This is a genomic window from Amycolatopsis tolypomycina, from assembly GCF_900105945.1.
Lineage (GTDB): Bacteria > Actinomycetota > Actinomycetes > Mycobacteriales > Pseudonocardiaceae > Amycolatopsis > Amycolatopsis tolypomycina.
On the sequence record NZ_FNSO01000004.1, the window covers coordinates 5,096,868 to 5,120,790 of the forward strand.

25 protein-coding genes are annotated in these 23,923 nt (G+C 72.4%); 15 read left to right on the top strand and 10 right to left on the bottom strand.

The window, feature by feature from the left end; genetic code table 11:
• The first annotated feature begins 48 nt into the window (after positions 1–48).
• On the top strand, positions 49–972 hold the full coding sequence (locus BLW76_RS32805) for a LysR family transcriptional regulator (RefSeq protein WP_091314744.1): 924 nt from the start codon (positions 49–51) through the stop codon (positions 970–972).
• Here BLW76_RS32805 and BLW76_RS32810 read toward each other — a convergent pair.
• A complete protein-coding gene (locus BLW76_RS32810) occupies positions 962–1,837 on the bottom strand; it encodes a LysR family transcriptional regulator (protein ID WP_143060730.1) in 876 nt (291 codons plus the stop codon). The two genes, BLW76_RS32805 and BLW76_RS32810, sit on opposite strands and share 11 nt — an antisense overlap.
• An 84-nt stretch (positions 1,838–1,921) precedes the next feature.
• Here BLW76_RS32810 and BLW76_RS32820 point away from each other — a divergent pair, with 84 nt between their 5' ends.
• Positions 1,922–2,875, top strand: coding sequence for a threonine/serine dehydratase (locus tag BLW76_RS32820; RefSeq protein ID WP_091314747.1), 954 nt, complete (start codon positions 1,922–1,924; stop codon positions 2,873–2,875).
• Here BLW76_RS32820 and BLW76_RS32825 read toward each other — a convergent pair.
• On the bottom strand, positions 2,817–3,635 hold the full coding sequence (locus BLW76_RS32825; RefSeq protein ID WP_091314749.1) for an LLM class flavin-dependent oxidoreductase: 819 nt from the start codon (positions 3,633–3,635) through the stop codon (positions 2,817–2,819). The two genes, BLW76_RS32820 and BLW76_RS32825, sit on opposite strands and share 59 nt — an antisense overlap.
• Positions 3,636–3,719: 84 nt before the next feature.
• Positions 3,720–4,550: a peptidoglycan-binding domain-containing protein gene (locus BLW76_RS32830; protein WP_091314752.1), complete on the bottom strand. Its 831-nt coding sequence runs from the start codon at positions 4,548–4,550 to the stop codon at positions 3,720–3,722.
• Between the two features lie 612 nt (positions 4,551–5,162).
• On the opposite strand from BLW76_RS32830, the gene BLW76_RS32835 reads away from it, so the two are divergent.
• The 3 genes from BLW76_RS32835 (at position 5,163) to BLW76_RS32845 (ending at position 6,966) form a co-directional block, all read left to right on the top strand.
• On the top strand, positions 5,163–6,212 hold the full coding sequence (locus BLW76_RS32835) for a C40 family peptidase (RefSeq protein ID WP_091314753.1): 1,050 nt from the start codon (positions 5,163–5,165) through the stop codon (positions 6,210–6,212).
• Between the two features lie 64 nt (positions 6,213–6,276).
• Entirely contained in the window at positions 6,277–6,699 is a 423-nt protein-coding gene (locus BLW76_RS32840) for a hypothetical protein (protein ID WP_091314756.1), read from the top strand.
• A gap of 66 nt (positions 6,700–6,765) precedes the next feature.
• The gene (locus BLW76_RS32845; protein WP_091314757.1) at positions 6,766–6,966 is read left to right on the top strand and encodes a DUF3072 domain-containing protein; all 201 of its coding nucleotides are present in this window, start codon (positions 6,766–6,768) and stop codon (positions 6,964–6,966) included.
• A gap of 4 nt (positions 6,967–6,970) precedes the next feature.
• Here BLW76_RS32845 and BLW76_RS32850 read toward each other — a convergent pair whose 3' ends face one another.
• Positions 6,971–7,918 carry a PrsW family intramembrane metalloprotease gene (locus BLW76_RS32850; protein WP_091314760.1) on the bottom strand — a complete coding sequence of 316 codons (948 nt, stop codon included), beginning with the start codon at positions 7,916–7,918 and terminating at the stop codon, positions 6,971–6,973.
• 387 nt (positions 7,919–8,305) lie between these two features.
• On the opposite strand from BLW76_RS32850, the gene BLW76_RS32855 reads away from it, so the two are divergent.
• Positions 8,306–8,584, top strand: a complete 279-nt coding sequence (locus BLW76_RS32855) for a hypothetical protein (RefSeq protein ID WP_091314762.1) — start codon at positions 8,306–8,308, stop codon at positions 8,582–8,584.
• A gap of 206 nt (positions 8,585–8,790) precedes the next feature.
• On the opposite strand, the gene rho is transcribed toward BLW76_RS32855, so the two are convergent.
• A complete protein-coding gene (gene rho, locus BLW76_RS32860) occupies positions 8,791–9,855 on the bottom strand; it encodes a transcription termination factor Rho (protein WP_091314764.1) in 1,065 nt (354 codons plus the stop codon).
• A 246-nt stretch (positions 9,856–10,101) separates the two neighbouring features.
• On the opposite strand from rho, the gene BLW76_RS32865 reads away from it, so the two are divergent.
• Positions 10,102–10,617 (top strand): ATP-binding protein, encoded by a 516-nt coding sequence (locus tag BLW76_RS32865; RefSeq protein WP_244170433.1) that lies wholly within the window; start codon positions 10,102–10,104, stop codon positions 10,615–10,617.
• A gap of 402 nt (positions 10,618–11,019) precedes the next feature.
• On the opposite strand, the gene BLW76_RS32870 is transcribed toward BLW76_RS32865, so the two are convergent.
• Both BLW76_RS32870 and BLW76_RS50565 read right to left on the bottom strand, forming a co-directional pair.
• Complete coding sequence (locus BLW76_RS32870) at positions 11,020–11,232, bottom strand: hypothetical protein (protein ID WP_091314768.1); 213 nt, start codon at positions 11,230–11,232, stop codon at positions 11,020–11,022.
• A 64-nt stretch (positions 11,233–11,296) separates the two neighbouring features.
• Complete coding sequence (locus BLW76_RS50565; protein WP_091314771.1) at positions 11,297–13,492, bottom strand: extracellular catalytic domain type 1 short-chain-length polyhydroxyalkanoate depolymerase; 2,196 nt, start codon at positions 13,490–13,492, stop codon at positions 11,297–11,299.
• A gap of 148 nt (positions 13,493–13,640) precedes the next feature.
• Between BLW76_RS50565 and BLW76_RS32880 the strand changes: the two genes are divergently transcribed.
• Genes BLW76_RS32880 through BLW76_RS32895 form a run of 4 tightly spaced genes read left to right on the top strand, consistent with a single transcriptional unit; the run spans position 13,641 to position 17,699 of the window.
• The gene (locus BLW76_RS32880) at positions 13,641–15,212 is read left to right on the top strand and encodes an alkaline phosphatase D family protein (RefSeq protein WP_091314774.1); all 1,572 of its coding nucleotides are present in this window, start codon (positions 13,641–13,643) and stop codon (positions 15,210–15,212) included.
• Between the two features lie 55 nt (positions 15,213–15,267).
• Positions 15,268–16,089: a helix-turn-helix transcriptional regulator gene (locus BLW76_RS32885; protein ID WP_091314777.1), complete on the top strand. Its 822-nt coding sequence runs from the start codon at positions 15,268–15,270 to the stop codon at positions 16,087–16,089.
• A 45-nt stretch (positions 16,090–16,134) separates the two neighbouring features.
• Entirely contained in the window at positions 16,135–16,983 is an 849-nt protein-coding gene (locus tag BLW76_RS32890; RefSeq protein ID WP_091314779.1) for an oxidoreductase, read from the top strand.
• Positions 16,980–17,699, top strand: a complete 720-nt coding sequence (locus tag BLW76_RS32895) for an SDR family oxidoreductase (RefSeq protein WP_091314780.1) — start codon at positions 16,980–16,982, stop codon at positions 17,697–17,699. Before BLW76_RS32890 ends, BLW76_RS32895 begins: the two co-directional genes overlap by 4 nt.
• A 349-nt stretch (positions 17,700–18,048) precedes the next feature.
• Here BLW76_RS32895 and BLW76_RS32900 read toward each other — a convergent pair whose 3' ends face one another.
• Positions 18,049–18,918 carry an NAD(P)H-hydrate dehydratase gene (locus BLW76_RS32900; protein ID WP_091314782.1) on the bottom strand — a complete coding sequence of 290 codons (870 nt, stop codon included), beginning with the start codon at positions 18,916–18,918 and terminating at the stop codon, positions 18,049–18,051.
• A complete protein-coding gene (locus BLW76_RS32905) occupies positions 18,896–19,615 on the bottom strand; it encodes a histidine phosphatase family protein (protein ID WP_091314785.1) in 720 nt (239 codons plus the stop codon). The genes BLW76_RS32900 and BLW76_RS32905 overlap by 23 nt, the downstream gene beginning before the upstream one ends.
• 82 nt (positions 19,616–19,697) lie before the next feature.
• Here BLW76_RS32905 and BLW76_RS32910 point away from each other — a divergent pair, with 82 nt between their 5' ends.
• The gene (locus BLW76_RS32910) at positions 19,698–20,921 is read left to right on the top strand and encodes a PP2C family protein-serine/threonine phosphatase (RefSeq protein ID WP_091314787.1); all 1,224 of its coding nucleotides are present in this window, start codon (positions 19,698–19,700) and stop codon (positions 20,919–20,921) included.
• A 19-nt stretch (positions 20,922–20,940) separates the two neighbouring features.
• On the opposite strand, the gene BLW76_RS32915 is transcribed toward BLW76_RS32910, so the two are convergent.
• Positions 20,941–21,324 carry an STAS domain-containing protein gene (locus BLW76_RS32915; protein WP_091314789.1) on the bottom strand — a complete coding sequence of 128 codons (384 nt, stop codon included), beginning with the start codon at positions 21,322–21,324 and terminating at the stop codon, positions 20,941–20,943.
• A 169-nt stretch (positions 21,325–21,493) separates the two neighbouring features.
• On the opposite strand from BLW76_RS32915, the gene BLW76_RS32920 reads away from it, so the two are divergent.
• Genes BLW76_RS32920 through BLW76_RS32930 form a run of 3 tightly spaced genes read left to right on the top strand, consistent with a single transcriptional unit; the run spans position 21,494 to position 23,879 of the window.
• The gene (locus BLW76_RS32920) at positions 21,494–21,877 is read left to right on the top strand and encodes an STAS domain-containing protein (RefSeq protein WP_091314791.1); all 384 of its coding nucleotides are present in this window, start codon (positions 21,494–21,496) and stop codon (positions 21,875–21,877) included.
• On the top strand, positions 21,874–23,457 hold the full coding sequence (locus tag BLW76_RS32925) for a PP2C family protein-serine/threonine phosphatase (protein WP_091314793.1): 1,584 nt from the start codon (positions 21,874–21,876) through the stop codon (positions 23,455–23,457). Before BLW76_RS32920 ends, BLW76_RS32925 begins: the two co-directional genes overlap by 4 nt.
• Complete coding sequence (locus BLW76_RS32930) at positions 23,454–23,879, top strand: ATP-binding protein (RefSeq protein ID WP_091314795.1); 426 nt, start codon at positions 23,454–23,456, stop codon at positions 23,877–23,879. Before BLW76_RS32925 ends, BLW76_RS32930 begins: the two co-directional genes overlap by 4 nt.
• The last annotated feature ends 44 nt before the right edge of the window (positions 23,880–23,923 follow it).

Here is a 23,923-nt window from a genome sequence, read left to right on the forward strand (position 1 = left end):
TCAAGAACAAGCGAATGTTTCTGCCTGGAACCCGGTAGCATTCCTACCGTGTTCGGACTCGAGCGGATGCGGGCGCTGCACGCCGTCGCGACCCACGGCTCGGTCGCCGCGGCGGCCGGCGCCCTGCACGTCACGCCGTCCGGGGTGTCGCAGCAGCTGGCGAAGCTGGAGCGGGAGGCCGGCCAGCCACTGCTGGAGCCGCGCGGGCGCGGCGTCCGGCTGACGAAGGCGGGCCAGGTGCTGGCCGGGCACGCGGAGCGGATCCTCGCCCAGGTCGCCGCGGCGAAGGCGGACCTGGAGCTGCTGCGCGAGGACGTCATCGGGCCGCTGCGGATCGGCGCGATCCCGACGACGGTGCACGCGCTGCTGCCGCCCGCGCTGGCCGCCCTCGCCGCCCAGCACCCGCGGCTGGCGGTGACCCTGCACGAGGGCGAGGCCGAGCAGACGATGCCCCGCGTGCTGGCAGGCGACCTCGACGTCGCCGTGCTGGAGAGCTGGAACGACCGCCCGACGGTGCTCCCGCCGTCGACGACGCGGATCGAGCTGTTCTCCGACGTCGCCGACCTCGCCCTGCCCGCCGGGCACCGGCTGGCCCACCGCAAGGCGGTCGATCTGTCCGAAGTGGACGACCTGCCGTGGATCGGCTGGAGCGCCGGGTCCGGCTGTTACGAGTGGCTGGTGCAGGTGCTGCGCAAGCAGCGGCTGGAGCCGCGGATCAGCTGCACCGTCGGCGGGTACCCGACCCAGCTGGCCCTGGTGGCCGGCAACGTCGGCGCGGCGCTGGTGCCCCGGCTGGCCCGCGACCGGCTGCCCGACGGCGTCCGCATCCTGACCACGCGCCCGGCGCTGACTCGCACGATCCACGCGATCTGCCGGGCCGGCGAGGAGGACCGCGGGGCCGTGCGGGCGTGCCTGGACGCGTTGCGGGCCGCGTCGGCGCGGTTCGAGAGCGCGGGACGGGTCACCGGCTGAGCCGCGCCACCATCTCGGTCACCAGCGTTCCCGGCCGCCGGTGGTGCACCAGGAAGATCTCCCGCGCCGGCCGCGCGTCCGCCGCGTCACGCACCTCGACGCGTTCCGGGCCCACCCGGTCGAGCACGCTCTCCGGCACGAACGCGATGCCCAGCCCGGCCTCGACCAGCGCCACGATCACCTGGTAGTCCCGGGTTTCGTACGCCACCCGCAGCCGGACGCCCGCAGTGCCGGCGAGCTCCTCCAGGCAGGCGCGGTTGGGCACGCCGGGGCTGCCGGAAATCCAGTCCTCCGCGGCCAGCTCCCGCAGCGTGAGCCGGCGGGCGCGGGCCTTCGGGTGGCCCTGCGGCAGGATCAGCCGGAAGCGTTCCGAGCGCAGCAGCGTGCGTTCGAGACCGCGCGGGTCCGGCAGCGGCGCGCCGGGATAGCGGTGGGTGATCAGCAGGTCGAGGTCGCGGGAGCTGACCAGGCCGTACCCGTCGGGCGGCTCGAGGTCCAGCAGCCGCAGCGCCACCCCGGGGTGGTCGCGGCGGAACTCGGCGAGCGCGGCAGGCACCAGGGTCATGCCCGCGCTCGCGAACGTGCCCACCGTCAGCTCCTCGTCGAGCAGCGCCCGGACCGTCCGCTCGGCCAAGCGCAGCTCCCCGACGATCGCCTCGGCGTGGACGAGCAGCGCCTCCCCGGCCGGGGTGAGCGTGACGCCGCGGGCGTGGCGGTGCAGCAGGCGGGCGCCGACGTCGCGTTCCAGCTTGGCCACCTGCTGCGAGACGGCGGACGGCGTGAAGGAAAGCGCCTGGGCGGCCGCGGCGATCGAGCCGGCGTGCGCGACCTCGGCCAGCACGGCCAGGCGGTGGGCGTCGAGCACGGCAACCTCCAGCCTTAAGCGTCGCTAACGCCAGCATAGGAGACGTCACTGGTGCTTACGGCCGACCCCGCGCATGCTGGGGACATGATCAGCACTGCGGATGTCGAACGGGCGGCCGCGCGCATCGAGGGCCGGGTCCGCCGGACGCCGGTGCTCGCCGCGGACGAGGGCGTGTGGTTCAAGCTGGAACACCTGCAGCACACGGGATCGTTCAAGGCCAGGGGCGCGTTCAACCGGATCATCGCCTCGGGCGAGCAGACCGGCGTGGTGGCCGCTTCGGGCGGCAACGCCGGTCTCGCCGTCGCCTACGCCGCCCGCGAATTCGGCCTGCCGGCCCGGGTGTACGTCCCGGCGACCGCGCCCGCGGTGAAGGTCGCGAAGCTGCGGCAGCTCGGCGCGGCGGTGGAGCTGGTCGGCGAGAAGTACGCCGACGCCTACGACGCGGCCGTGAAGCACGCCGCGGACACCGGCGAGCTCTTCTGCCACGCCTACGACCAGCCGGACATCTGCGCCGGGCAGGGCACGCTCGGCCTGGAACTGCTGGCGCAGGCCGGCGACCTGGACACGATCCTCGTCGCGGTCGGCGGGGGCGGGTTGCTGGCCGGGGTCGCCGCCGCGGTCGAAGGCCGGGCGCGCGTGGTCGGCGTCGAGCCGCGCACGATCCCGACGCTGCACGCGGCGCTGGCCGCCGGCGAGCCGGTCGCGGTCGACGTCTCGGGCGTCGCCGCCGACTCCCTCGGCGCGACCCGGCTCGGCGACATCGCCTTCGCGGTCGCCACCCGCACGGACGCGGGGTCGGTGCTGGTGGACGACACCGCGATCGTCGAGGCCAGGGCTGCGTTGTGGGACCACTACCGCCTCGCCGTCGAACCCGGTGGCGCGACGGCGTTCGCCGCGCTGCGCTCCGGCGCCTACCGGCCCGCGCCGGGCGAGCGGGTCGCCGTCCTGCTCTGCGGGGCCAACACCGACCCGGCGACGCTCACTTCCCCGACAGCAGCGCCACCACCGGGGCGAAGTCCTCGAGAAACGCGCCGTTGACGCTGATGTAGGACACGCCGAGTTCGTCCCGCCGCCGCTGGAGCTCCGCCGCCATGTCGTCGGCATTGCCGCGGAGCATGGCCAGGGAGTCGTGCTCGACGAGGGTCTCGGCGTCGACACCGAAGAAGCCGCGCATCCACGGCGGCATCTCCTCGCCGACGACCAGGATGTTCATGGCCAGCTCGACGTCGCGAGCACCGGCGGCGTCCTGGATCTCCCCGACGTACTCGGCGGTTTCCTCGCGGGTCGTCAGCGGACTGCCCGCCAGCGCGATGATGTCGGCCTTCAACCCGGCGAGGCGGCGCGCCTTCGGCCCGCCCGCGGCGATCATCACCGGCGTGTGCGCGTCGCCGTCGAGCCTTCGCACGTGGTCGACCGTCTCGGAAACCGAGTCCAGGCGGTCCTGGCCCGAGCCGTAGGGCAGCCCGAGTTCTTCGGCCTGCTGCCGCATTTCCGGCCGTCCGGTGCCGAGGCCGAGCTCGAACCGGCCACCGGTGACGACGGTCAGGCTGTGCGCCTCCCAGGCCGCCGCCCGCGCGGTGCGCAGCGGGCTGGCCAGCACGAACGAGCCGACGCGCAGCTCGGTCGTCGCCGCGGCGGCCGCCGCGAGGGCCGCCGTCGGCGACGGCATGTTCAGGTTGTCCGGGCACAGCAGCGTCGAATAGCCGAGCTCTTCGGCCCGGCGGGCGGTGGCGAGCCACTGCGCGCCGCCCTCGGTCGCGCCCGCGACCACACCGAACCGGAATGCCTTCTGCGGCATCGAAGTACCCCCAAGGTCGTCGGTCCTTCGATCAAACCACCGGTGCGCCCGGCCGTGCCACCACGGCCGGGCGCACCCCCGGCGTCAGCTGCGCTGGTACTCCTCCCAGGTGACCTTGGTGACCTGGGGGCCGTCGTCGGCGCCGCGGCCGGCGAGGCCGTTCATGCCCAGGTAGTAGTCACCGGTCTGGTGCTGCGCCCCCGAGGACAGGTCCGGGTCGGAGACCGCCATCGCGTGGATGTGGTAGTCGAAGCCCTGCGCCGGCGTGCGCAGCCAGGCCGCGAACCCGACCTTGCGCAGCGCGGTCAGCAGCTTCGTCCGGTTCGCCGAGGAGATGTTCAGGACCGAGATGTCCATCGCGCCGCCGCCGTCGTGGGTGCCTGCCGAAGCGTCGACGCCGCCCGCGTTGTACGAGCCCTGGGTGAGGGTCACCTGCGCGCCGTAGAGCCGCTCCGCCTCGACGAGCATCGCCTTGGTGCGGGTGTTGAGGGTCTTGCTGTGGTAAGTCACCTGGCTGCCGGCGGAGACCGGGTTCGTGACCGTGTAGCGGCCTTCGCCCAGCTTCTCCAGCGAGGTCTTGCCCGGCAGGCCGGAAGCGTCGAGACCGGTGTAGCCCAGCGACTTCTGGTACTGCGAGTACGCCGAGATCGTGGTGGTGCCGAAGTAGCCGTCGACGTACTGGCTGTCGAGCAGGCCCTTCGCCTGCAGCGCCTGCTCGACGAGCAGGACGCTGTCGTGCGCACCCGGGGTCTGGGTGCTGTCGGCCCGGCGCGGGTCGATCTGGGCCGCCTTCAGCACGGCTTCCATGTTCGCGCCCGGCAGAACCGTCGTGGCCGCAGTCTCGGCCTGAGCCGGTGCGGCCACGGCGAACGTCGCGGCGGTGAGCGCCGTGAGTACGGCGGCCTTCGTGAACATCCTTGTCCTCCATGGTTCGTCAGTTCCAACGGCCATGAGGATCAAGCAACCGGATACAAGGGACGTACAAACCGGTTTCCCCCGGCTTGGACACAACCGGACACGGCAAAGGTCCACAACGGACGCCGTGTCGCCCCTCCAATCACGCGTGTCGCCCCTCCAATCACGGGTGTCGTCCCTCCAATCACGGGTGTCGTCCCTCCAATCACGCGAGATCCGCCTCCAGACACGCCGAATCCGCCCCCAATCACGCGAGATCCGCCTCCAGACACGCCGAATCCGCCCTCAATCCCGCGTGACTACGTGTAATCCCAGCCACATCCGAGTGCGTTTGCACTGGTCCAGCCGTGTTGTCGATCGTCACGCAGAGTTTCCGGCACCCCCGACTGGACTCCCCCCGTGCTCGTTTCGTAACCTGTTCGAGATCTCGCGGCCCCCGGTCGTCCCCAAGACGGCGACGCGAGATCGCCGCCGACACCCCCTGCCGGGTACCGGACCCCACCGCGGGCTCTCCCTGTTGCGGTCGAGCGCGCCCTGGGCACGGGCGAGGCCCCCGACTCGCCGTCCCGGTACCCGTCCGGCGGCCGATCAGCAAAGGAGACCCGCGCGAGAATGCGTTCGCATCCCGTGAAGCGCGTGGTGTCAGGTGCCCTCGCCGCGGCCTCGGTGATCACCGTCGTCACCATGGCCCAGCCGGCCACCGCCGCCCCCGTCCCCGTCCTCCAGGCGCCGCCCACCGGCTCCGACGCCCTCGCCAAGTACCGCGACCTCGCGGCGCAGGCGGAAAAGCTCAACGAAGACCTGCTCGCGGCCCAGGCCGACCTGACCGCGAAGCAAGGCCAGCTCGACAAGGCCAACGCCGACGTCGACGCCGCGAAGAACGCCGGCGCCCAGGCCGTCGAAGCCAAGCAGAAGTACCAGTCCGAAGTGGACAAGTTCGCCGGCGCGTCGTTCACCAGCGGCGTCCAGATGAACAAGCTGTCGGCGCTGCTGGCCGGAACGTCCACTCAGGACTTCCTGGACCGGTCCGCGGCCCTGGAAGTCATCGCGACCGACAAGAACGCCGCGATGGACAACCTCAGCGACGCGGCGGCCAAGGCCGAGGCAGCCGAGCGCACGGCCGCCGACGCGGCGAAGCGGGCGCAGGACGCCCGGGACGCGGCGGCGAAGCTGGCGTCGGACATCGAAGCCAAGAAGAAGGACCTGCAGGGCCAGATCGACCAGATCGAGGCCCAGAGCCGGAGCCTCAGCAACGCCGACCGGGCCGCCCAGAAGGACACCGGCGGGGCGGCGCCGAACGTCAAGGCGCCCACCGCCGCCGCGCAGGCCGCGGTCAACGCGGCGCTGAGCAAGCTCGGCAGCGCCTACGTCTGGGGCGCCACCGGGCCGAGCACGTTCGACTGCTCCGGCCTGATGCAGTGGGCGTACAAGCAGGCCGGCATCACCCTGCCGCGGAACTCCGCGGCGCAGGCCGGGTTCGGCACCCCGGTGTCGCGCAGCCAGCTGCAGCCCGGCGACCTGGTCGCCTACTACTCCCCCGTGTCCCACATCGGGATGTACATCGGCGACGGCAAGATGGTGCACGCGCCGACGAGCGGCGACGTCGTCAAGATCTCGCCGCTGATGAGCGAGTACGCGGGAGCCACGCGCCCCACGGCGTGAGTTTCCGGGCCCGGTGTCCCGTTCCGCGAGGTGTAGAAATCGCGGAACGGGGCACTTTTCGCACATGAACGAGACCCCTGACGCCGCCACCGTCGAAGCCGTCGGCAAGGTGACCGAGGCGCTCGAGACGATCGAGCGCGCCCGTGGCCACCTCTACTCCTTCCACCAGCTGACCGGGAGCGCGGACCTGGCCCTCGGCGAGGCCGTGACGCAGCTCGAGAAGGCCGGCCACGGCGACTGGGCGCGGCGGATCTCCGAAGAGCTCATCGGGCTCAACGTATTACCCGATCGGTGGACTTTTCAGGTCGTCGAGGAGTACGACGACGGCTACTACAAGGCGTGCCGCGACCTCGAGCGCGAGCTGCTTGCTTCGCTCACCAGAGGGCGCCGCCACCTGCACGAACAGCAGATGAAGGACGACCGCCGGACGCACGGGCGACCGGGCCACGAGGCGGGCGCCCCGAGCACACCCTCCGCCGGTGCGTGACCGGATTTTGTCGGACCCCCGCGCTACAGTCGACCGCAAACGAACAAACGTTCGATGGGAGCTGACATGACCGACCAGGTGGAGCCGAACCCCGAGAAGGACCCGAGCGACTGGACCACCGGCGACGAGCCGATGACCGGGCCGCAGAAGTCGTACCTGCAGACGCTGGCGCAGGAAGCCGGCGAGGAGGTGCCGGACGACCTGACGAAGGCGCAGGCGTCCGAGCGGATCGACGCCCTGCAGAAGGCGACCGGCCGCGGCACGTGAGGGGTCAGCGCGGCGGCCGTCCGGCGGGGATCCGCCACAGCACGGCCGCCTGCCGCTCACCGCGCCGGGCCCGGGCCCGCACGGCGAGCAGCCAGCCGACGCCGATCACCGACACCAGGGCGAGGCCACCCCAGGAGAGCACGGTGAAGACGTCGGCCTGCAGCGCGGTGGGCTGCGGCTGGTAGCCCTGTTCCAGCTGCACGTACTGCCACGGCGTGCCGGTGAGCAGCAGGGTGAGCACGAGGGCGATGCCGTGCATGGCGTCCCAGAGCGCGTGGAGGAGGGCGACACCGAGGTAGCTGAGGAGCAGGCGGAGCGTCAGGGCGAAGTGGCGGTGGTCACTGGCGGAGAAGAGCACGCCGCCGAGGATCGCGGTCCACAGGCCGTGGCCGACGGGGGCGAGCACGCCGCGGAGCAGCTCGGTCTGGACGAGGTCCATGAGCGAGAGCCCGCGTTCGGTGAACAGCGCGGTGAAGGCGTAGCCGGCGGATTCGAAGGCGGCGAACCCGAACCCGACGGTGGCGCCGAGCACGAGCCCGTCGGTGGCGAACTTGACCCGAAGGTGCCGCGTGAGCACGGCCAGCACGGCGAGCTTGACGGCTTCTTCGATCAGCCCGACCCCGGCGAAGAGCCAAGCGGAGGGGTGCAGCAGGTAGGACTCGAGCAGCGAGGCGGCAAGCACACCGAGCACCCCACCGGCGACGAAGGTGCTGAAGAGCAGTTCGGAGGTGACTTCCCCGCTCCGCCGCCGCCCGAACGCCCAGGCGACGAAGGTGACGGGCACGAGAAAGCTCCCGAGCAGCACAACGGTGGGCACGAGGTTGGGGTTGCCGGTGACGAAGGTGACGACAACGGCGAGCACCCACAGGAGGGCACCGGTGAGGAACATCCGCAGCCAGACCCGGCGTGGCCGGGCGGTGGCGGTCGCGGGCCGAGCGGGCGGAAGGGTCATGGAGGTTACTGTGCCCCGGTTTCCGCAGGTCCGCACCCGCTGAGCCAGACGCGGTGGGCGGCTGCCGCGCCGCAGCCCGGCCGTAAGGGCCGCCTGCACGCCGGCTGCCTGGCTGCAGCCCGAGGCAGGGCAGAAGCCCCGGCTGCCGGTCGGGGCCTTCTCGCGGGCTTCCCAGGCCCCGCCGGCTGCCATGGCGCGCCGATCACCGCTCCAGCCGAGCGCATCCCGCCACCGGCCGTCGGCCCGCGACCTCGCTCTGCCGGGTCGTGCCCTGCCCGTCCGGAGCCTGCCTCCGCCTCCCCGGCGGTGTGCCCGACACCACGGCTTGTCCCTCGCCCACGCGGGTAATCACCCACCTGATGCCCGACTCCCGAAGGAGGACATCCCGTGTACCTGACCGTGCTGCTCGCCATCCTCGCCGGGCTGCTCGTGCTCGGCGCCGTGGCCGTCCGGGAGCTGCCGAAGGCCTATCCGGTCACCGCCAAGCGGACCCTCGTTGCGGGCTGGCTGGTTGCCGCCTGCGGGTTCGGGTGGTGGGTGGTTGCGCCCGGGGCTGCGGCGCTCGTTGTCGCCGTTGTCGGGTTCGGCTTTCTCGTTGCCGCCCTGAACCGGGGGCCCGAACGCCCGTCCTATCCGCGTTCGACGCCCTACCAGCCGCCGCGATGAGTGATCGCTCGCGCGCCGGGTACCTCAGGGGCATGTCGCAGCCGAACGAACAGCAGCCCGAGATCGCGCGGGCCCGGCACTCCCGATCCCGGGCGCGCCGAAGACCCGCTCTACCGCGCCGGTGAGGGGGAACCGCCGGACAGTCCCGAAGAGGCTCGCGGTGCCGGCGCGAAAGTGATCGGTGAGCTGCGGGAGCGGCGCAACGACTAGGCCGCTTCCGGCAGCGCTGCCGCGCCCGTCACGCGGAGCAGGAACTCGGCGTTGGAGCCGGTCTTGCGGAGCTGCTCCAGCAGCTGCTCGATCGCGTTCGGTCCCGGCAGCGCCCGCCGGACTTCGCGCATGGCCGCCAGTTCGCCCGGCGTGACCAGGAGTTCTTCGCGGCGGGTGCCGGAGGCCACCACGTCGACCGCCGGGAAGATGCGGCGCTCGGCCGCCTTGCGGTCGAGCTTGAGTTCGGCGTTGCCGGTACTCTTCAGCTCCTCGAAGAACACCGTGTCGGCGAGCGAACCCGTCTCCACCAGGGCCGTCGCGATGATCGTGAGCGAACCGCCGCCTTCGACGTTCCTTGCCGCGCCGAGGATCCGTTTCATCGGCTGCAACGCGGCCGCGTCGACGCCGCCGGACAGCGTCCGGCCGGACTGGCGCGCCGAAAGGTTGTACGCGCGGCCGAGCCGGGTGAGCGAGTCGAGCAGCAGCACGACGTCTTCGCCGCGCTCCACCAAGCGTTTCGCGCGCTCGACCGTGAGTTCCGCCACCGCAACGTGTTCCGCGGGCGGACGGTCGAAAGTGGACGCGATCACCTCGCCGCGCACGGTCCGGCTCAGCTCGGTGACCTCTTCCGGACGCTCGTCGGCGAGCAGCACCAGCAGCCGGCAGTCGGGGTGGTTGACCGACAGCCCGTGGCCGATTTCCTGCAGCACAGTGGTTTTCCCCGCTTTGGGCGGCGAGACGACCAGCGCGCGCTGCCCCCGGCCCAGCGGGGTGACGAGGTCGATGACGCGGGGCAGCAGCCGCGTCGGCGTGGTTTCGAGCAGCAGCCGCCGGTCCGGGTGCACCGGGACGAGGTCGGCGAACCGCGGGCGCGGTTCGTCCGGGTCGGCACCGTTGACGCTGGTGATCTTGTCGGCGATGCCGGTGATTTCGTCGCCGGGCCGCAGGTTGTGCTTGCGGACCAGGGCAAGCGGGACGGCGACGTCGTCGGGCGCCGGTCGGTAACCGGGCCGGGCGAACGCGGTTTTGCCGGACAGGTCGAGAATTCCGTGAAAAGACATGGGTGTCTCCTGGTGTGGTGAGGGGGCCTGCGCACGGACGGCGAGGCCGGGAAAAGGAAAGAGGCCGAGTGGCCTGGATCCGGGGAGCTGCCTCCGGGCGGCCGAGGGGCCGGCATCCGCGAGGAGCGTCTCCACTGTAGCGACACATCTCACGAAGCACAACGGGTAAGACTCCGTGGCGGTGGGTAGTCCACCAGAGAAGCCCGCTGAAACGGGGGAACCGCGGCTGAACGATGGGAGCGAATCGTGTATCGACATACCCCGGAAACTGGCGTCGATACGGGCGAGAGCACCGACGCCGACCAAGCCGGGACCACGGCCCCGGAGCGCTTCGCCGCCGGAGCCGTGGTCGCCTCGACCTTCGAAGAGCTGGCGCCGGCCCTGCCCAACGAGATGGCCGGCCTGCGCCGCAAGCTGATCCACTGGCTGGGCGAGTTTTCGCTCGACCCGGACAGCACGCACGACATCACGCTGGCGACGTACGAAGCACTGGCCAACGTGGCGGCACACGCCTACCCGGACGGCCACGGCTGGGCCCGCTTGCAGGCCCGCCGGGCGGATGACGCGATCACGGTGACGGTGACGGACACCGGCTGCGGAATCCCGGCGACCCGCCCCCGCGTGGCGGGACTGCGCACTTCGGGAGGCCGCGGCCTGCTGTTGATCGACCAGGTGACGGACCAGTCCGACATCGACTCGGACGCCAAGGGAACCACGGTCCGCATGACCTGGCGCCCACCGGCTCTCCGCAACGCAGGTTAGGCACGGCACGCACGACACTGCACGCAGGCGCCTGCGCCCGCCGGCCCGGTCACGACGCGCCCGCCAACCCGGGCCACGCGGCGCTTACCGAGCCGGCCGCGCGGCGCCCGCCAGCCCGGTTACACCGCGCCTACCGATCCGGTCGCGCGACGCCCGCCGACGCACAGCATCGCGCCTGCCAACCCCGGCCGCACTGCACCCGACGACCCAGTCACACGGCGCCCGCCGACCCGGCCACACAAAGGCGCGCCCGCGGCCCGGCCCTCCCAGGCCACTGCCAAGCCGACCCGGCGAAAGCGGCGATCGGCTCCGCCAACCGATTGCCGGCTCACCCCACAACCGCCGGCGCGCGCTTCATGCGTGCCAGCGGGTGTTTCCCCTCCACACCCCCAGTTCCCTCCCTCAAGCCACGTCGGCCAACCGCACCAACCGGTTCCGCGGGTAAGAAACCAGCTCCCGCTCCTCGTCCGTTGTGAAGATCTCCACCGAATCCTCCAGCAGCTCGGCGGAGTTCACCTGCAGCTGCCACGCGGGCAGCCCCGGCGCCGGCTCGTGCCAGAACCACTGGCCCTTGGTGAGCTGGTGCGCCGGGACTGCTGCGTCGTCCGTTTTCATGCGCTGAGGCTATCCGTCACCACCGACAGTTTTCGCAGCGCCTCGAACCCTGTGATCACGACCACTACCCACTCGCGCAGGTCACCGTGGGCGGTGTCAGGTTGCCGCCGTGCTGGACCGTGAAGCCGATGACGTTGCCGCTGCCGTTGGGCCTTGCCGTCAGGACGTAGCCCGTGCTGTCCCACGTTCCCGTGTAGTTCCAGCTGCCGATCACCTTCTGCGGTGCCTGGAACGTGATCGTCAGCACCCAGTTGTTCGTGCCCGTCACCGTCACCTGGCCGTTGAACCCGACGTTCCACTCCGCCGTCTTGACGTACGCCGCCGCACAGCCGCCGGGTGAAGTGGGCACGGTGGAAGAAGTCGGCGGAGCCGGGTCGCCGTTCAGCGCCTCGAGGGTCGCCGTGTACGCCGCCTTCTTCTGGCCGTTGCCGTCGAACAGCAACGGTGTTCCCGACGCCCGCCACGAATCCGTGTCGCGGATGCCCCACACCGTGATTCCGGTGCAGCGCGAGACCGCGAGGCACGCGGACGTCACCGTGCGGAAGTTGTTCGCCTGGGCCGTCCCCGAGCCCTCGATGTCCAGCTCGGTGATCTGCACGTCCACGCCCAGGTTCGCGAAGTTCTGCAGCGTGGTCTGGTAGTTCGACGGCACCGGGCTGTTGGGGTTGAAGTGCGACTGGAACCCGACGCAGTCGATCGGCACGCCGCGGGCCTTGAAGTCCTGCACCATCCGGTACACGGCCTGCGTCTTCGCGTGAGTCCAGTCGTCGGTGTTGTAGTCGTTGTAGCACAGCTTCGCGCCCGGGTCGGCCGCGCGCGCCGCGGTGAACGCCGCCTCGATCCAGTCGTTGCCCGTGCGCTGCAGGTTGGAATTGCGCCGGGCGCCGGAACCGCCGTCCTCAAAGGCCTCGTTCACCACGTCCCACGCGTAGATCTTGCCTCGGTAGTGCGTGGCGACCTGGGTGACGTGGTTGAGCATCGCCTGCCGCAGCGCCGTGCCCTCCATGCCCTGCATCCAGCCCGGCTGCTGCTGGTGCCAGGCCAGCGTGTGCCCGCGCAGCCGGGCGCCCTGGCTCGTCGCCTGGTTCACGATCCGGTCCGCGTTGGCGTACGAGAACTGGTTCTGCGACGGCTCGGTCGCGTCGATCTTCATCTCGTTCTCCGCGGTGATCATGGAGAACTCGCGGCTCAGGATCCCGGTGTACACGCTGTCCGACAGCTTGCTCGCCGAGACCGCCGTCCCGAAGTAGCGCCCGGTCCGCGCCGCCGCGCTGCCCAGCGTGCCGCCGGTGGGCGGCGTGGACGACGTGGGCGTCGTCGTCGTGGTACCACCGCTGTTCAGGCCGAGGAACGCGATCGCGTACGCGATCATCCCGTTCTGCGGCAGCGAATGCCCGGCACCCTGGACGCTGATGCCCTCGACCGGCGCCTGCGTGCCGGTCGCGCCGTAGCGGGTGCGCGTCCAGCTCGACTGCGGGGAGTCACTCGACGACGGCGTCTGCGAGAGCCCGTGCAGGTTCGTCCACTGCTTGATCTCCTCGCCGAAGTTCGGGTAGCGCAGGGTGTCGTCCGCCGTGCCGTGCCACAGCTGCATCCGCGGGAACGGGCCGGTGCGCCCGCCGCTCATCTGGCGTGCCTGGTCGCCCCACTGCTGCGCGGTCTTGACGAGCTGACCACCCGAGCACTGGCTGTTCCAGCTCGACCCGTCCGTGGTCGCGAAGCACCCGGCCGGCACGCCCATGAACGCCGAGCCGGCGGCGAACACGTCCGGGTACTCCGCGGCGAGCACGTTCGTCATCATCGCGCCGGAGGAGAACCCGGTGACGTACACGCGGGAGGAGTCGACGTTGTAGCGCTGCTTGGCCCAGTTGACCATCGAGAGGATGCCGACCGGGTCGCTGCCGCCGCCGCGGGTGAGGGCCTGCGGCGAGGAGACGTCGAAGCACTGCCCGCTGCGGGTGGCCTCCGGGAACACGATGACGTACCCGTACTGGTCGGCCGCGGTGACGTAGTCGCGGGCGTAGCCGTTGAAGATCGCCGACGCCGAGCCGGTGCAGTAGTGGACGGCCACCAGCAGCGCCGGGCGCGCGGCGACGCGGTCCGGGACGTAGGTGTACATGTTGAGGTTGCTGGGGTTGCTGCCGAAGTCGGTGACCCGCGTCAACGTGGCCGCGGACGCCGGCTGCGCCGCCACGACCAGCACGATCGACGCGGCGATCGCCAGCAGGGCAGCGGAAAGGGCAGTGAGGATTCTTCGCACTCGAGGAAATCCTTTCCGGGGACGGGAACGCAGCTGGGACGATGGTTCGTCGCGCGGCCCGGCCGGTCAACGATTATCGAAACCTTTCGGGAACTTTCGAACGCTTCACCGATCGGCCGTACCGGCGAGGTTCTGACAGGATTCCCGGATGACCGAGCTGCTCCTGGGCCCGCTGCTGCGGCACGTCGACGCGACCTCGGCGACGATCTGGGTCGAGACCGACGGCCCGTGCGAAGTGCGTGTCGGCGACGCCGCCGCCGGGACGTTCGAGGTCGCCGGCCACCACTACGCGCTGGTCGTGCTCACCGGGCTGGCCCCCGGGCGGAGCACGCCGTACGAAGTCAAGCTCGACGGCGAGGTCGTCTGGCCCGAGCCCGACAGCGAGCTGCCGCCGAGCCGGATCCGGACGCTGGCCCCCGGCGACCCGCGGTTCCGGCTGGTGTTCGGGTCCTGCCGCAAGCCGCGGGAGGAGGACGCGCTGGGCCCGGACGCGCTCGCCGGCTACGCCCACCGGATCGCCGGCCTCGACGAGGCCGAATGGCCGGAATCGCTGCTGCTGCTCGGCGATCAGGTCTACGCCGACGAGACCACCGACGCGACGCAGGAGTGGCTCGCCACCCGGCGTGACACCAAGCAGCCGCCCGGCACCGAGGTCGCCGACTTCGAGGAGTACTGCCACCTGTACTTCGAGGCGTGGTGCGATCCGGCGGTGCGCTGGCTGCTCTCGACCGTGCCGACGTCGATGATCTTCGACGACCACGACGTGCGCGACGACTGGAACACCTCGCAGGCCTGGCGCGAGAAGATGGCGCGGACGTCCTGGTGGCCGGAGCGGATCCGCGGCGCGCTGGTCTCGTACTGGGTCTACCAGCACCTGGGCAACCTGGGGACGGCCGAGCTGGCCGAAGACGACGTCTACCAACAGGTGATCAAGTCCGGCACGGACAACGCCGAGCTGCTGCGCGAGTTCGCCGACCGGGCCGACCGGGAGGCCGACGGCGCCAAGGGCACCCGGTGGTCCTACCGGCGCGACTTCGGCCCGGTCCGGCTGCTGGTGATCGACTCGCGGGCCGGGCGGATCCTCGAGGACGGGCAGCGGTCGATGATCGGCGAGGCCGAGTTCCGCTGGATCGAGGAGCAGGCGTCGGGCGAGTTCGACCACCTGCTGATCGGCACGTCGCTGCCGTGGCTGCTGCCCACCGCGCTGTCGGCCGCGCAGTCGGTCAACGAGCGGCTCTGCGCCCGGCCGGGGCTCGTCGGGCGGGTCAGCGAGTGGTTCCGGCAGCTGGTGGACCTGGAGCACTGGCCGGCGTTCCGCGCGTCGTTCGAGCGGCTGGCGAAGCTCGTCGCCCGGGTCGCCGACGACGGACCGGCGTCGGTCACCGTGCTGTCGGGCGACGTGCACCACGCCTACGTCGCCAAGGCCGAGTTTCCCGGCGGGACCGCGGCGCCGGTCCACCAGCTGACCTGCTCGCCGGTGCACAACACCGTGCCGTGGTACATGAACCGGCTGTTCCGGGCCGGCTGGTGGCGGCCGCTGACCAGGGCCGGCGAGTGGCTGGCGCGCCGCACCGGCGTCCGGCCCGCGCCGCTGTCGTGGCACTGCGTGTCCGGGCCGCATTTCGGGAACGCCGTGATGACGCTGGACGTCGACGGGCGCACCGCCACGGCGACGCTGCTGCGGCCGGACGCCGACGAGCGGCCCGTCCGGCTGGTCTGAGGGTGGGTGCGCCACGGCCACCCTCGCTCGCCGGATCCGGGCTAGCCTCGGGAACGTGGTCAAGGAGAACACCCTCGGAGAGTTCCTCCGGGCCCGCCGTCAGCAGGTGGGCCCGGAAGAGCTGGGCCTGCCCGCGGGCGGGTCGCGCCGGGTGGCTGGCCTGCGCCGCGAGGAGGTGGCGGTGCTGGCCGGCGTCAGCACCGACTACTACATCCGGCTCGAGCAGGGCCGGGAGCGGAACCCGTCGGCGCAGGTCGTCGACGCGCTCGCCCGCGGGCTGGCGCTGGACGACGACGCCGCGGCCCACCTGCACCGGCTCGCCCGGCCGGCCCCGGAACGCCGTCGGCGCGCCCGGCGGCGGGAGGCGGTCAGCCCGAACCTGCTGCGCCTGCTGGACGGCTGGCCGTCGACGCCCGCGGTGGTACTGGGCCGGTGTCTCGACGTGCTCGCGCACAACGCGCTGGGCGAGGCGCTGTTCGCCGGGCACGCCCACAGCGGTGACCTGGTCCGCCTGGTGTTCCTCGACCCGGACGCCCGCGAGTTCTACCCGGACTGGGAGCGCGTGGCCGTCAACACGGTCGGCGGCCTGCGGGCGGCCGCCGGGCTCGACCCCGACGACCCGCAGCTCATCGACACCGTCGGCGAGCTGTCGGTCAAGAGCGCGGACTTCCGCCGGCTGTGGGCGCGCCACGACATCCGGCAGAAGACCCACGAGACCAAACGGTTCTGCCACCGGCTGGTCGGCGAGCTGGTGCTGAGCTACGAGGCGCTGACCGTCAACAGCGCTCCCGGCCAGCAGCTGATCGTCTACCAGGCCGAGCCGGGCAGCGCGTCGGAAGCCGCGCTGGCCCTGCTGGGCAGTCTCGCCGCCTCCTGAAAACCTCTTTTTCGAATCCATCCACAATGGACGGAGTACTTCGTCGTGCCCGAAAACCCGGTATTTTTCATCACCGGCTGCTCCAGCGGCCTCGGCCGCGCGCTGGCCGAAGCGGTCCTCGACCGCGGCCTGCGCGCTGTTGTCACCGCCCGCGATCCGGCGCGGGTCGCCGACCTCGTCGCGGCCCACGGCGACCGCGCGCCGGCCCTGCCGCTCGACGTCACCGACCACGCCCAGGTCGTCGACGCGGTGAAGCGGGCCGAAACGGCGTTCGGCCGGATCGACGTCCTGGTCGGCAACGCCGGCTACGGCTACCTCGCCGCGGTCGAGGAAGGCGAGGACGAGGAGATCCGAAAGCTGTTCGACACCAACGTGTTCGGCCTCGCCGACGTCACCAGGGCAGTGCTGCCGGGCATGCGGGCGCGGCGCAGCGGCCACATCGTCACGGTGTCGTCCCTCGGCGGGTTGGCGGCTTTCGGCGCCACCGGTTACTACCACGCGACGAAGTTCGCCGTGGAGGGACTTTCGGAGTCCCTGGCCGCGGAAGTGGCGCCGCTGGGCATCAAGGTGACCATCGTGGAGCCCGCCGCGTTCCGCACCCACTGGTCCGGCCCGTCGATGCGGCAGTCGGCGATCCGCATCGACGACTACGCCGAGACCGCGGGCGCCCGCCGCAAAGCGACCCTCGCGACGTACGGACGGCAGCCGGGCGACCCGGCCCGCGCGGCCGAAGCGATCCTCGCCGCCGTCGGCAGCGACGAACCGCCACTGCGCCTGCTCCTCGGCCGGGCCGCCTACGACATCGCCACCGCCCGCCTCGACACCCTCCGCGCCACCTTCGACACCTGGCGCGAAACCACCCTCGCCACCGACTTCCCGGAAGGAACCCCGTGAAGACCGTCCTCATCACCGGAGCCAGCAGCGGCATCGGCCGCGCCACCGCCCTGCGCCTGGCCCGCGAAGGCCACCACGTCGTGCTCGGCGCCCGCCGCGAAGACCGGCTGACCGCGCTGGCGAAGGAAATCCACGACGCCGGCGGGACCGCCGACGTGCACCGCCTCGACGTCACCGACCGCGCGAACGTCGCCGCGTTCGCCGGCGCCGCCGTCGAAGCGCACGGACGGCTCGACGCCTTCGTCGCCAACGCCGGCGTGATGCCGTTGTCGCGGTTGGACTCCCTGCACGTCGACGAGTGGGACCGGATGATCGACGTCAACGTCCGCGGCCTGCTGCACTCGATCGCGGCGGTCCTCCCGCACTTCCGCCGGCAGGGCGGCGGCCACTTCGTGACGATCGCCTCCACGGGCGCGCACGAGGTCGTCCCGACGGCCGCGGTCTACTGCGGCACCAAGTACGCGGCCCGGGCGATCACCGAAGGCCTGCGGCTCGAAGCCGACCCGGGCATCCGCGTGACGACCGTCTCCCCCGGCGTCACCGAGTCCGAACTCGCGGACACGATCACCGAACCGGGTGCCCGGGAAGCGATGCGCACCTACCGCGCGGTCACCCTCCCGGCGGACGCGATCGCCGGGGCGGTGGCCTACGCGCTCGGGCAGCCGGAGGACGTCGACGTCAACGAGATCATCGTCCGGCCGACCGCCCAGCGCTGACGCCGTGTCGTCCCCCGGATCACGCGTGTCGACCCTCTGATCACGCGTGTCGACCCTTCCGGCACGTTGCGGCACCGCGGGAAGGCGGAAATGCCGGCGTCCCGGCCGGTGGCGGCGTTCAGGGACCTCGGCCGCTTCGACGCCGAACGGCTCGAGGAAGCGGGAGCCGGGACCGCGCGGCTCGACATCACCCGCGGCCGTCGCCGCCGTCGGGGAACTCGAGTTCGAGTGGACCTACTCCTCACGCGTGTCGACCCTTCCGGCACGGCGGCCGGAGCGGCCGGCGTGATCAGGGAGCCAACACGCGTGATCAGGAGGTCGACACGCGTGATTGAAGGGTCGACACGGGTCAGCGCTCCAGCTCGGCGATGACCCGCGGGATCTCCGCCACCAGCTCGCGGGCCAGCAGGCCGGTGCTGCCGGTGTCCGGGATCAGCCGCTGGCCGGCGACCGCGTGGACGTGCGTGGCCCAGCAGGCCGCCTGCTCGACCGCCGCGCCGCGGGCCAGGAAGCCGCCGGTCAAGCCCGCCAGGACGTCGCCGCTGCCGGACGTCGCCAGGCCGACGTGGCCGCTGCCGTCGCGCCATGCGCGGCCGTCCGGGGCGGCGACCACTCCCATCAGGAGCACCGCGCCGCCGTAGCGGCCGGCGATGCGCACGGCCGTCTCCAGGTCGTCGACGTCCTTCTCCTCGCAGCCGTCGAGGTATGCGGCTTCGACCCGGTTCGGCGTGAGGAGGAGCCGGCCGGCCAGGGGTTCCGCCAGGGACGGGTCCCGGCTCAGCGCGCCGAGCGCGAACGCGTCGAGCACCACCCGCGCGTCCGGGGCGATGGCAGGCACCAGGCGCCGCAGCAGGTCTTCGGTCTCCTCGGCGCCGGTCAGGCCGGGGCCGACCACGACCGTGCCCGCGCCGGGCAGCACCTCGGCCAGCCGGTCGACGGCGTCGGCGGCGATCGCCCCGGACGGCGTCTCCGGCAGTCCGAACACCGACGACTCGGGGACCGAGACGCCGAGTGCCGTCGCGTGCCGTTCGGCGACCGCCACCTGCAGCGTGCCCGCTCCGGCGCGCAGGGCGGCCGTGCCGGACAGCGCCGGTGCGCCCGGCACCGTCCGGGCGCCGCCGACGACGAGCACCGTGCCGCGGTCGTCCGCGCCGATCCGCCAGTCCCGCAGCAGGGCCGGGCTGATCGGCGCCGGGTCAGGAGAGCTGCTGCGCGGCATCGTCGTCCGCCGTCGGCGGGGTGTCGGTGGCGTGCAGGTGGCCGACCTCCTGGGCCAGCACCATGGTGAACCCGCCGTCGGCGTCGCGTTCCCAGGCCGTCACCGAGCCGTTCGGGACCTCGGTGGCGTTCGCGGCGCGCAGCAGGTCGGGTTCGGGCAGCCCTTCGAGCAGGTAGCGCAGGGCGAAGACGGTCATCTCGTGCGCGGCCAGCAGAACGCGCTTTCCGGCGTGCTCCACGCTCAGCTCGGCGAGCAGGGAACGCAGCCGCAGCACGACGTCCGCCCAGGACTCCCCGCCCGGCGGCCGGTAGTAGAACTTGCCCAGCCGCCGCTTGCGCCGCAGCTCGTCGGGCCAGCGCTCGCGGACGCCGTGCGAGGTCAGCAGGTCCAGGACGCCGAGCTCGCGGTCGCGCAGCCGTTCGTCCGGGATGATCGGCACGCCCTCGGGCGCGGCCAGCCGGGCGGTGTCCCAGGCCCGGCGGTAGGTGGAGGTGACGACGACGTCCGGGGGCGCCTCGGCGAGGAACTTCCCCGCCGCCGCAGCCTGTTCCCGCCCCAGGTCCGTCAGCGGCACGTCGGCGTCGCGTTCGGCGATGTCGATCACGTCCGCGCCGGCCGACTCCGCTTCCTCCCTGGCCACGTTCCCGGTGCTCTGGCCGTGCCGCAGCACACCCACCCAGTCCAAGTCGACGTTCACGCCGCTCTGGTTACCCCGGGAGACCCGCCGTCGAAACCCGGGATGGTTAGGCCCGCAAAGGAGTTGCGGCTAGGGTCGTCGCATGTCGCGAAGTCTCGACGCCCACGACCGGCTGCAGCAGCTGGAGGCGATCCTCGGTGCCCCGGCCGCGCACCTCGGGCTGGCCGAGATGCTCGCCGAGACCCTCCAGCGGCTGCGCGAGGTCATGGCGGTCGACACCGCGACCGTGCTGCGGTACCAGCACAGTGGCCGCCAGCTGGTGGCCTTCGCGGCGGCCGGCATCGAGGAGGAGGTCCACCAGGGCGTCCGGGTGCCGGTGGGCAGCGGGTTCGCCGGCCGGGTCGCCCTCGAGCGGGCGCCCGTCATCATCGACCACGTCGACGACACCACCGTCGTGAACTCCCTGCTGTGGGAACGCGGTCTGCACTCGATGCTCGGCGTGCCCATGCTCGCCGGGACCGAGCTCGTCGGCGTGCTGCACATCGGTTCGGTGATGCCCAAGGCGTTCGACGAGTCCGAAGTGGCCACCCTCCAGCTGGTCGCCGACCGCCTCGCGCTGGCCGTGCAGGTGGAGGCGCTGGAGGAGAACCGCACCGCCACCATGGCGCTGCAGCGCAGCCTGCTGCCCGCCAGCCTGCCCGCCGTGCCCGGCCTGGACTTCGGCGCCCGGTACGTGCCCGGCGCGGAGACCGGGCTCGGCGGCGACTGGTACGACCTGTTCTCGCTGCCGGGTGACCGGCTCGGCGTCGTGATGGGCGACGTCTCCGGCCACGGCCTCGACGCGGCCGTCATCATGGGGCGGCTGCGCAGCGCGCTGCGGGCCTACGCCCTCGACTGCGAAAGCCCCGCCGAAGTCCTCGCCAAGCTCGACCGCAAGGCGAACCACTTCGAGCACGGGGCGATGGCCACGGTGGCCTACGGGATCATCGGTCCCGACCGCGAAGCGCTGACGCTGTCGCTGGCAGGTCACCTGCCCCCCGTGCTCGCCCGGGCAGGCAGGGCGGGGCAGCTGGTGGACGCACCCCCGGATCCCCCGATCGGGTTGACCATCGGCGCTCCCGAACGCCGCACCACGGTGGTCGAGCTGCCGGCGGACGGGGTGCTGGTGTTCTACACCGACGGGCTGGTCGAGCGCCGGGACCGGCCGGTGGACGTGGGGATGCAGCAGCTGGCGGCCGCCACGCGCGCCGCGGACCCCGAGCGGGTCTGCGCGCAGGTCATGGCCGCGATGATCGGCAACCGGGCGGCCCAGGACGACGTCGCCGTGCTGGCCCTCCGGCGCCGCACCGTCCCGGCCGGCGGCTGACGCGGCCGGGACGACACGCTCAGGATCCGGCCAGTGCCGCTTCCCGGGTCGGGAAGAGCGAAAGGCTCTCCTCCAGACCGGTCAGCTGGATCGGGCGCAGGGTCGCCCGGCCGGACGCGACGATCCGGACCGCGGTGCCGGTGCCGGCGTTGCGGTGGATCGTCAGCAACGCGGTCAGGCCGGGCGAGGCGAGGAACTCCACGCGGCTCAGGTCGACCACCAGCACCGGCGGCTGCTCCGCCAGTGCTTCGTCCGCCGCCTGCACGAGCGCCGGTGCGGTGGTCGTGTCCACGTCTCCGGCGACCTCGACGACGACCGCTCCTTCTTGCTCCGTCCGGGCGATCCGGAACTCCCCGAACGGCACAGCGGTGGCCGAGCTTTCGAAGTGGGTGGGCTCGGTCATGACGATTTCTCCTCGCCTTCGGCAGCACCGCCGGGCAACCCGGCGGGCGTGCGTGATCACGAAGGCTGTCTGCTCAACCGCTGTCAATCATGCCTGCCCGGACGACACGCCGCCGCGTCAGCACCCCTCGCGCTTCCCGCCGCGCCCGCGAGCAGGCAGGATGGGCGCCATGGGTGAACGGGACGTGACCGGGGACTCACTCGAAGACGCCGCCAGTTCCGCCGGATCGGTGGCGTTGGAGAACCGGGACGGCGTGGCGGTGCTGCGCGTCGACGGCGCCCTCGACCTCGCGCTCGCCCCGAAACTGCGCCGATTGGCCGAACGGGCGGGCCGCCTGCGGCCCGCCCTGCTCGTCATCGACCTCACCGGCGTCACCTTCCTGGCCTCGGCGGGCATGGCCGAGCTCGTCCGGGCGCACCGCGGGCCCGCCGCCGTGGCGCCGCTGCGGGTGGTGGCCACCGGCCGGATCACCCTGCGGCCGCTGGAGCTGACCCGGCTGGTCGACGAGCTCGCCATCTACCCGTCGCTGTCGGAAGCACTGGCTCCCCGATGACGTCCCCGCCGGAGTTCGACGCCGTCCTCGCCGCCGTGCGCGGGACTTTCGTCGACGGCGCCGGGATTCCGGCGGCCACGGAGGTCCGGCCGCTCGGCCCGGCCGAGGTGCGGGCGACGCTCGGCGACCACGTCGCGGTCGCCGTGACCGACCCCGCGGTGCTCGCGGAACTGGTGCCCGGCAAGGAGATCACCCGCGCGATCGCCGTCGCGGCCGACGGCGGCGAGCGCGGCACTTTGGTCTATACCACCGAGAAGGTCGCCGCGCTGCCCGTGGACGTCGCCGCCGCCATCGACGCCGCCACCGCCGGCCTGGCCGCCACCGTCCGGCGGCTGCGCGGCGAAGCCGTCGTCCTGGACGCGCTGCACTCCACCGGCCGCGAGCTGACCGCGCAGCTCGACATCGACCGGATCGTGCAGGACGCGACCGACGCGGCCACGGAAGCGACCGGCGCCGGCTTCGGCGCGTTCTTCTACAACCTCGTCGACGAGTTCGGCGAGTCGTACACGCTGTATACGATCTCGGGTGTCCCGCGCGAGGCGTTCGCCGCGTTCCCGATGCCGCGCAACACCGAGGTGTTCGCGCCGACCTTCGACGGCGCCGGCACCGTCCGCAGCCCCGACATCACGAAGGACCACCGGTTCGGGAAGAACGCGCCGCACCACGGGATGCCGGAAGGGCACCTGCCGGTGTGCAGCTACCTGGCCGTCCCGGTGCTCAGCCCGACCTCCGGCGAGGTGCTGGGCGGGTTCTTCTTCGGCCACCCCGAACCGGACCGGTTCACCGCGCGGCACGAGTACCTGGCCGAGGGCATCGCCGCCTACTCGGCCATCGCGCTGGACAACGCCCGGCTCTACGAACGCGAACGCACCCTCGCCTCGGAGCTGTCCCGCAGCATGCTGCCGGTCGCCCCGCCCACCCCGGGCCTCGACGTGTTCACCCGGTACCTGCCCGCGGCCACCGGGAGCAAGGTCGGCGGCGACTGGTTCGACGTGATCCGGCTGCCCTCGGGCGCCACCGCGTTCGTCATCGGGGACGTCGTCGGCCACGGCGTCACCGCCGCGACCGTGATGGGCCAGGTCCGGACGGCCATCCGCAGCTACGCCCTGCTGGAGCTGCCGCCGTCGGAGGTCCTGCGCAACGTCTCCGAGCTGGCCGTCGGGCTGTTCGGCGAGAGCTTCGTGACCTGCTTCTACGCGGTCCACCGGCCGGCCGACGGGACGCTCGCCTACGCGAACGCCGGCCACCTGCCGGCCATCCTGATCCGGCCGGGCGAGCCGCCCGAGCAGATCGGCGAGGCGCTGGCCCAGCCGCTGGGCGTCGGCTCGGTCTTCCCGCAGCGCACCGCGGGCTTCCCGGTGGGCGCGGACCTGGTCCTCTACACCGACGGGCTCGTCGAAAGCCGCACCCGCGACCTCACCCTGGGCGTCGAATGGCTCCTGGCGGGTATCCCGGGGCTGCTGACCGCGACCGACCTCGAGACGGCGTGGGACAAGCTCGTCGACGAACTGACGCGCGGCCGGCACGACGACGACATCGCCGTGATCCACGTGCGCCACCGCGGAGAGGACGCCCCATGACGGACTCGCACCCGCCGGGCGCGCCCGCTCCCCCGGCCTCGTTCCACCGGCGCACGGCCGCGGTGGCCGGCCGGCTGCCGGAACTGCGGGAAGCGCTGGCCCGGTGGCTGGCCGCGCTCGGCCTGGATCTCGAACGACGGGAGGACATCGTCCTCGCGGGCTACGAGGCGATGGCCAACTCGGCCGAGCACGCCTACCCCGGCGGGGCGGAGGGTCCGATCGACGTCCGGGCCGAAGCGCTGCCCGGGCGGGTGATCGTGACGGTCACCGACTACGGCACCTGGCGGCCCCCGGCGGCCTCGAACGGGCTGCGCGGCCGCGGCCTGCTGCTCATCGACACCCTCGCCGACCACTGCGCGCAGGTGCACCGCGACGACGGCACCACCGTCACCATGACGTGGCTGACTCACCCGGGCGCGTGAAGCTCGCGCGCCCGGCGGGGCCGTGCCCGGTCGAGTAGGCTCGG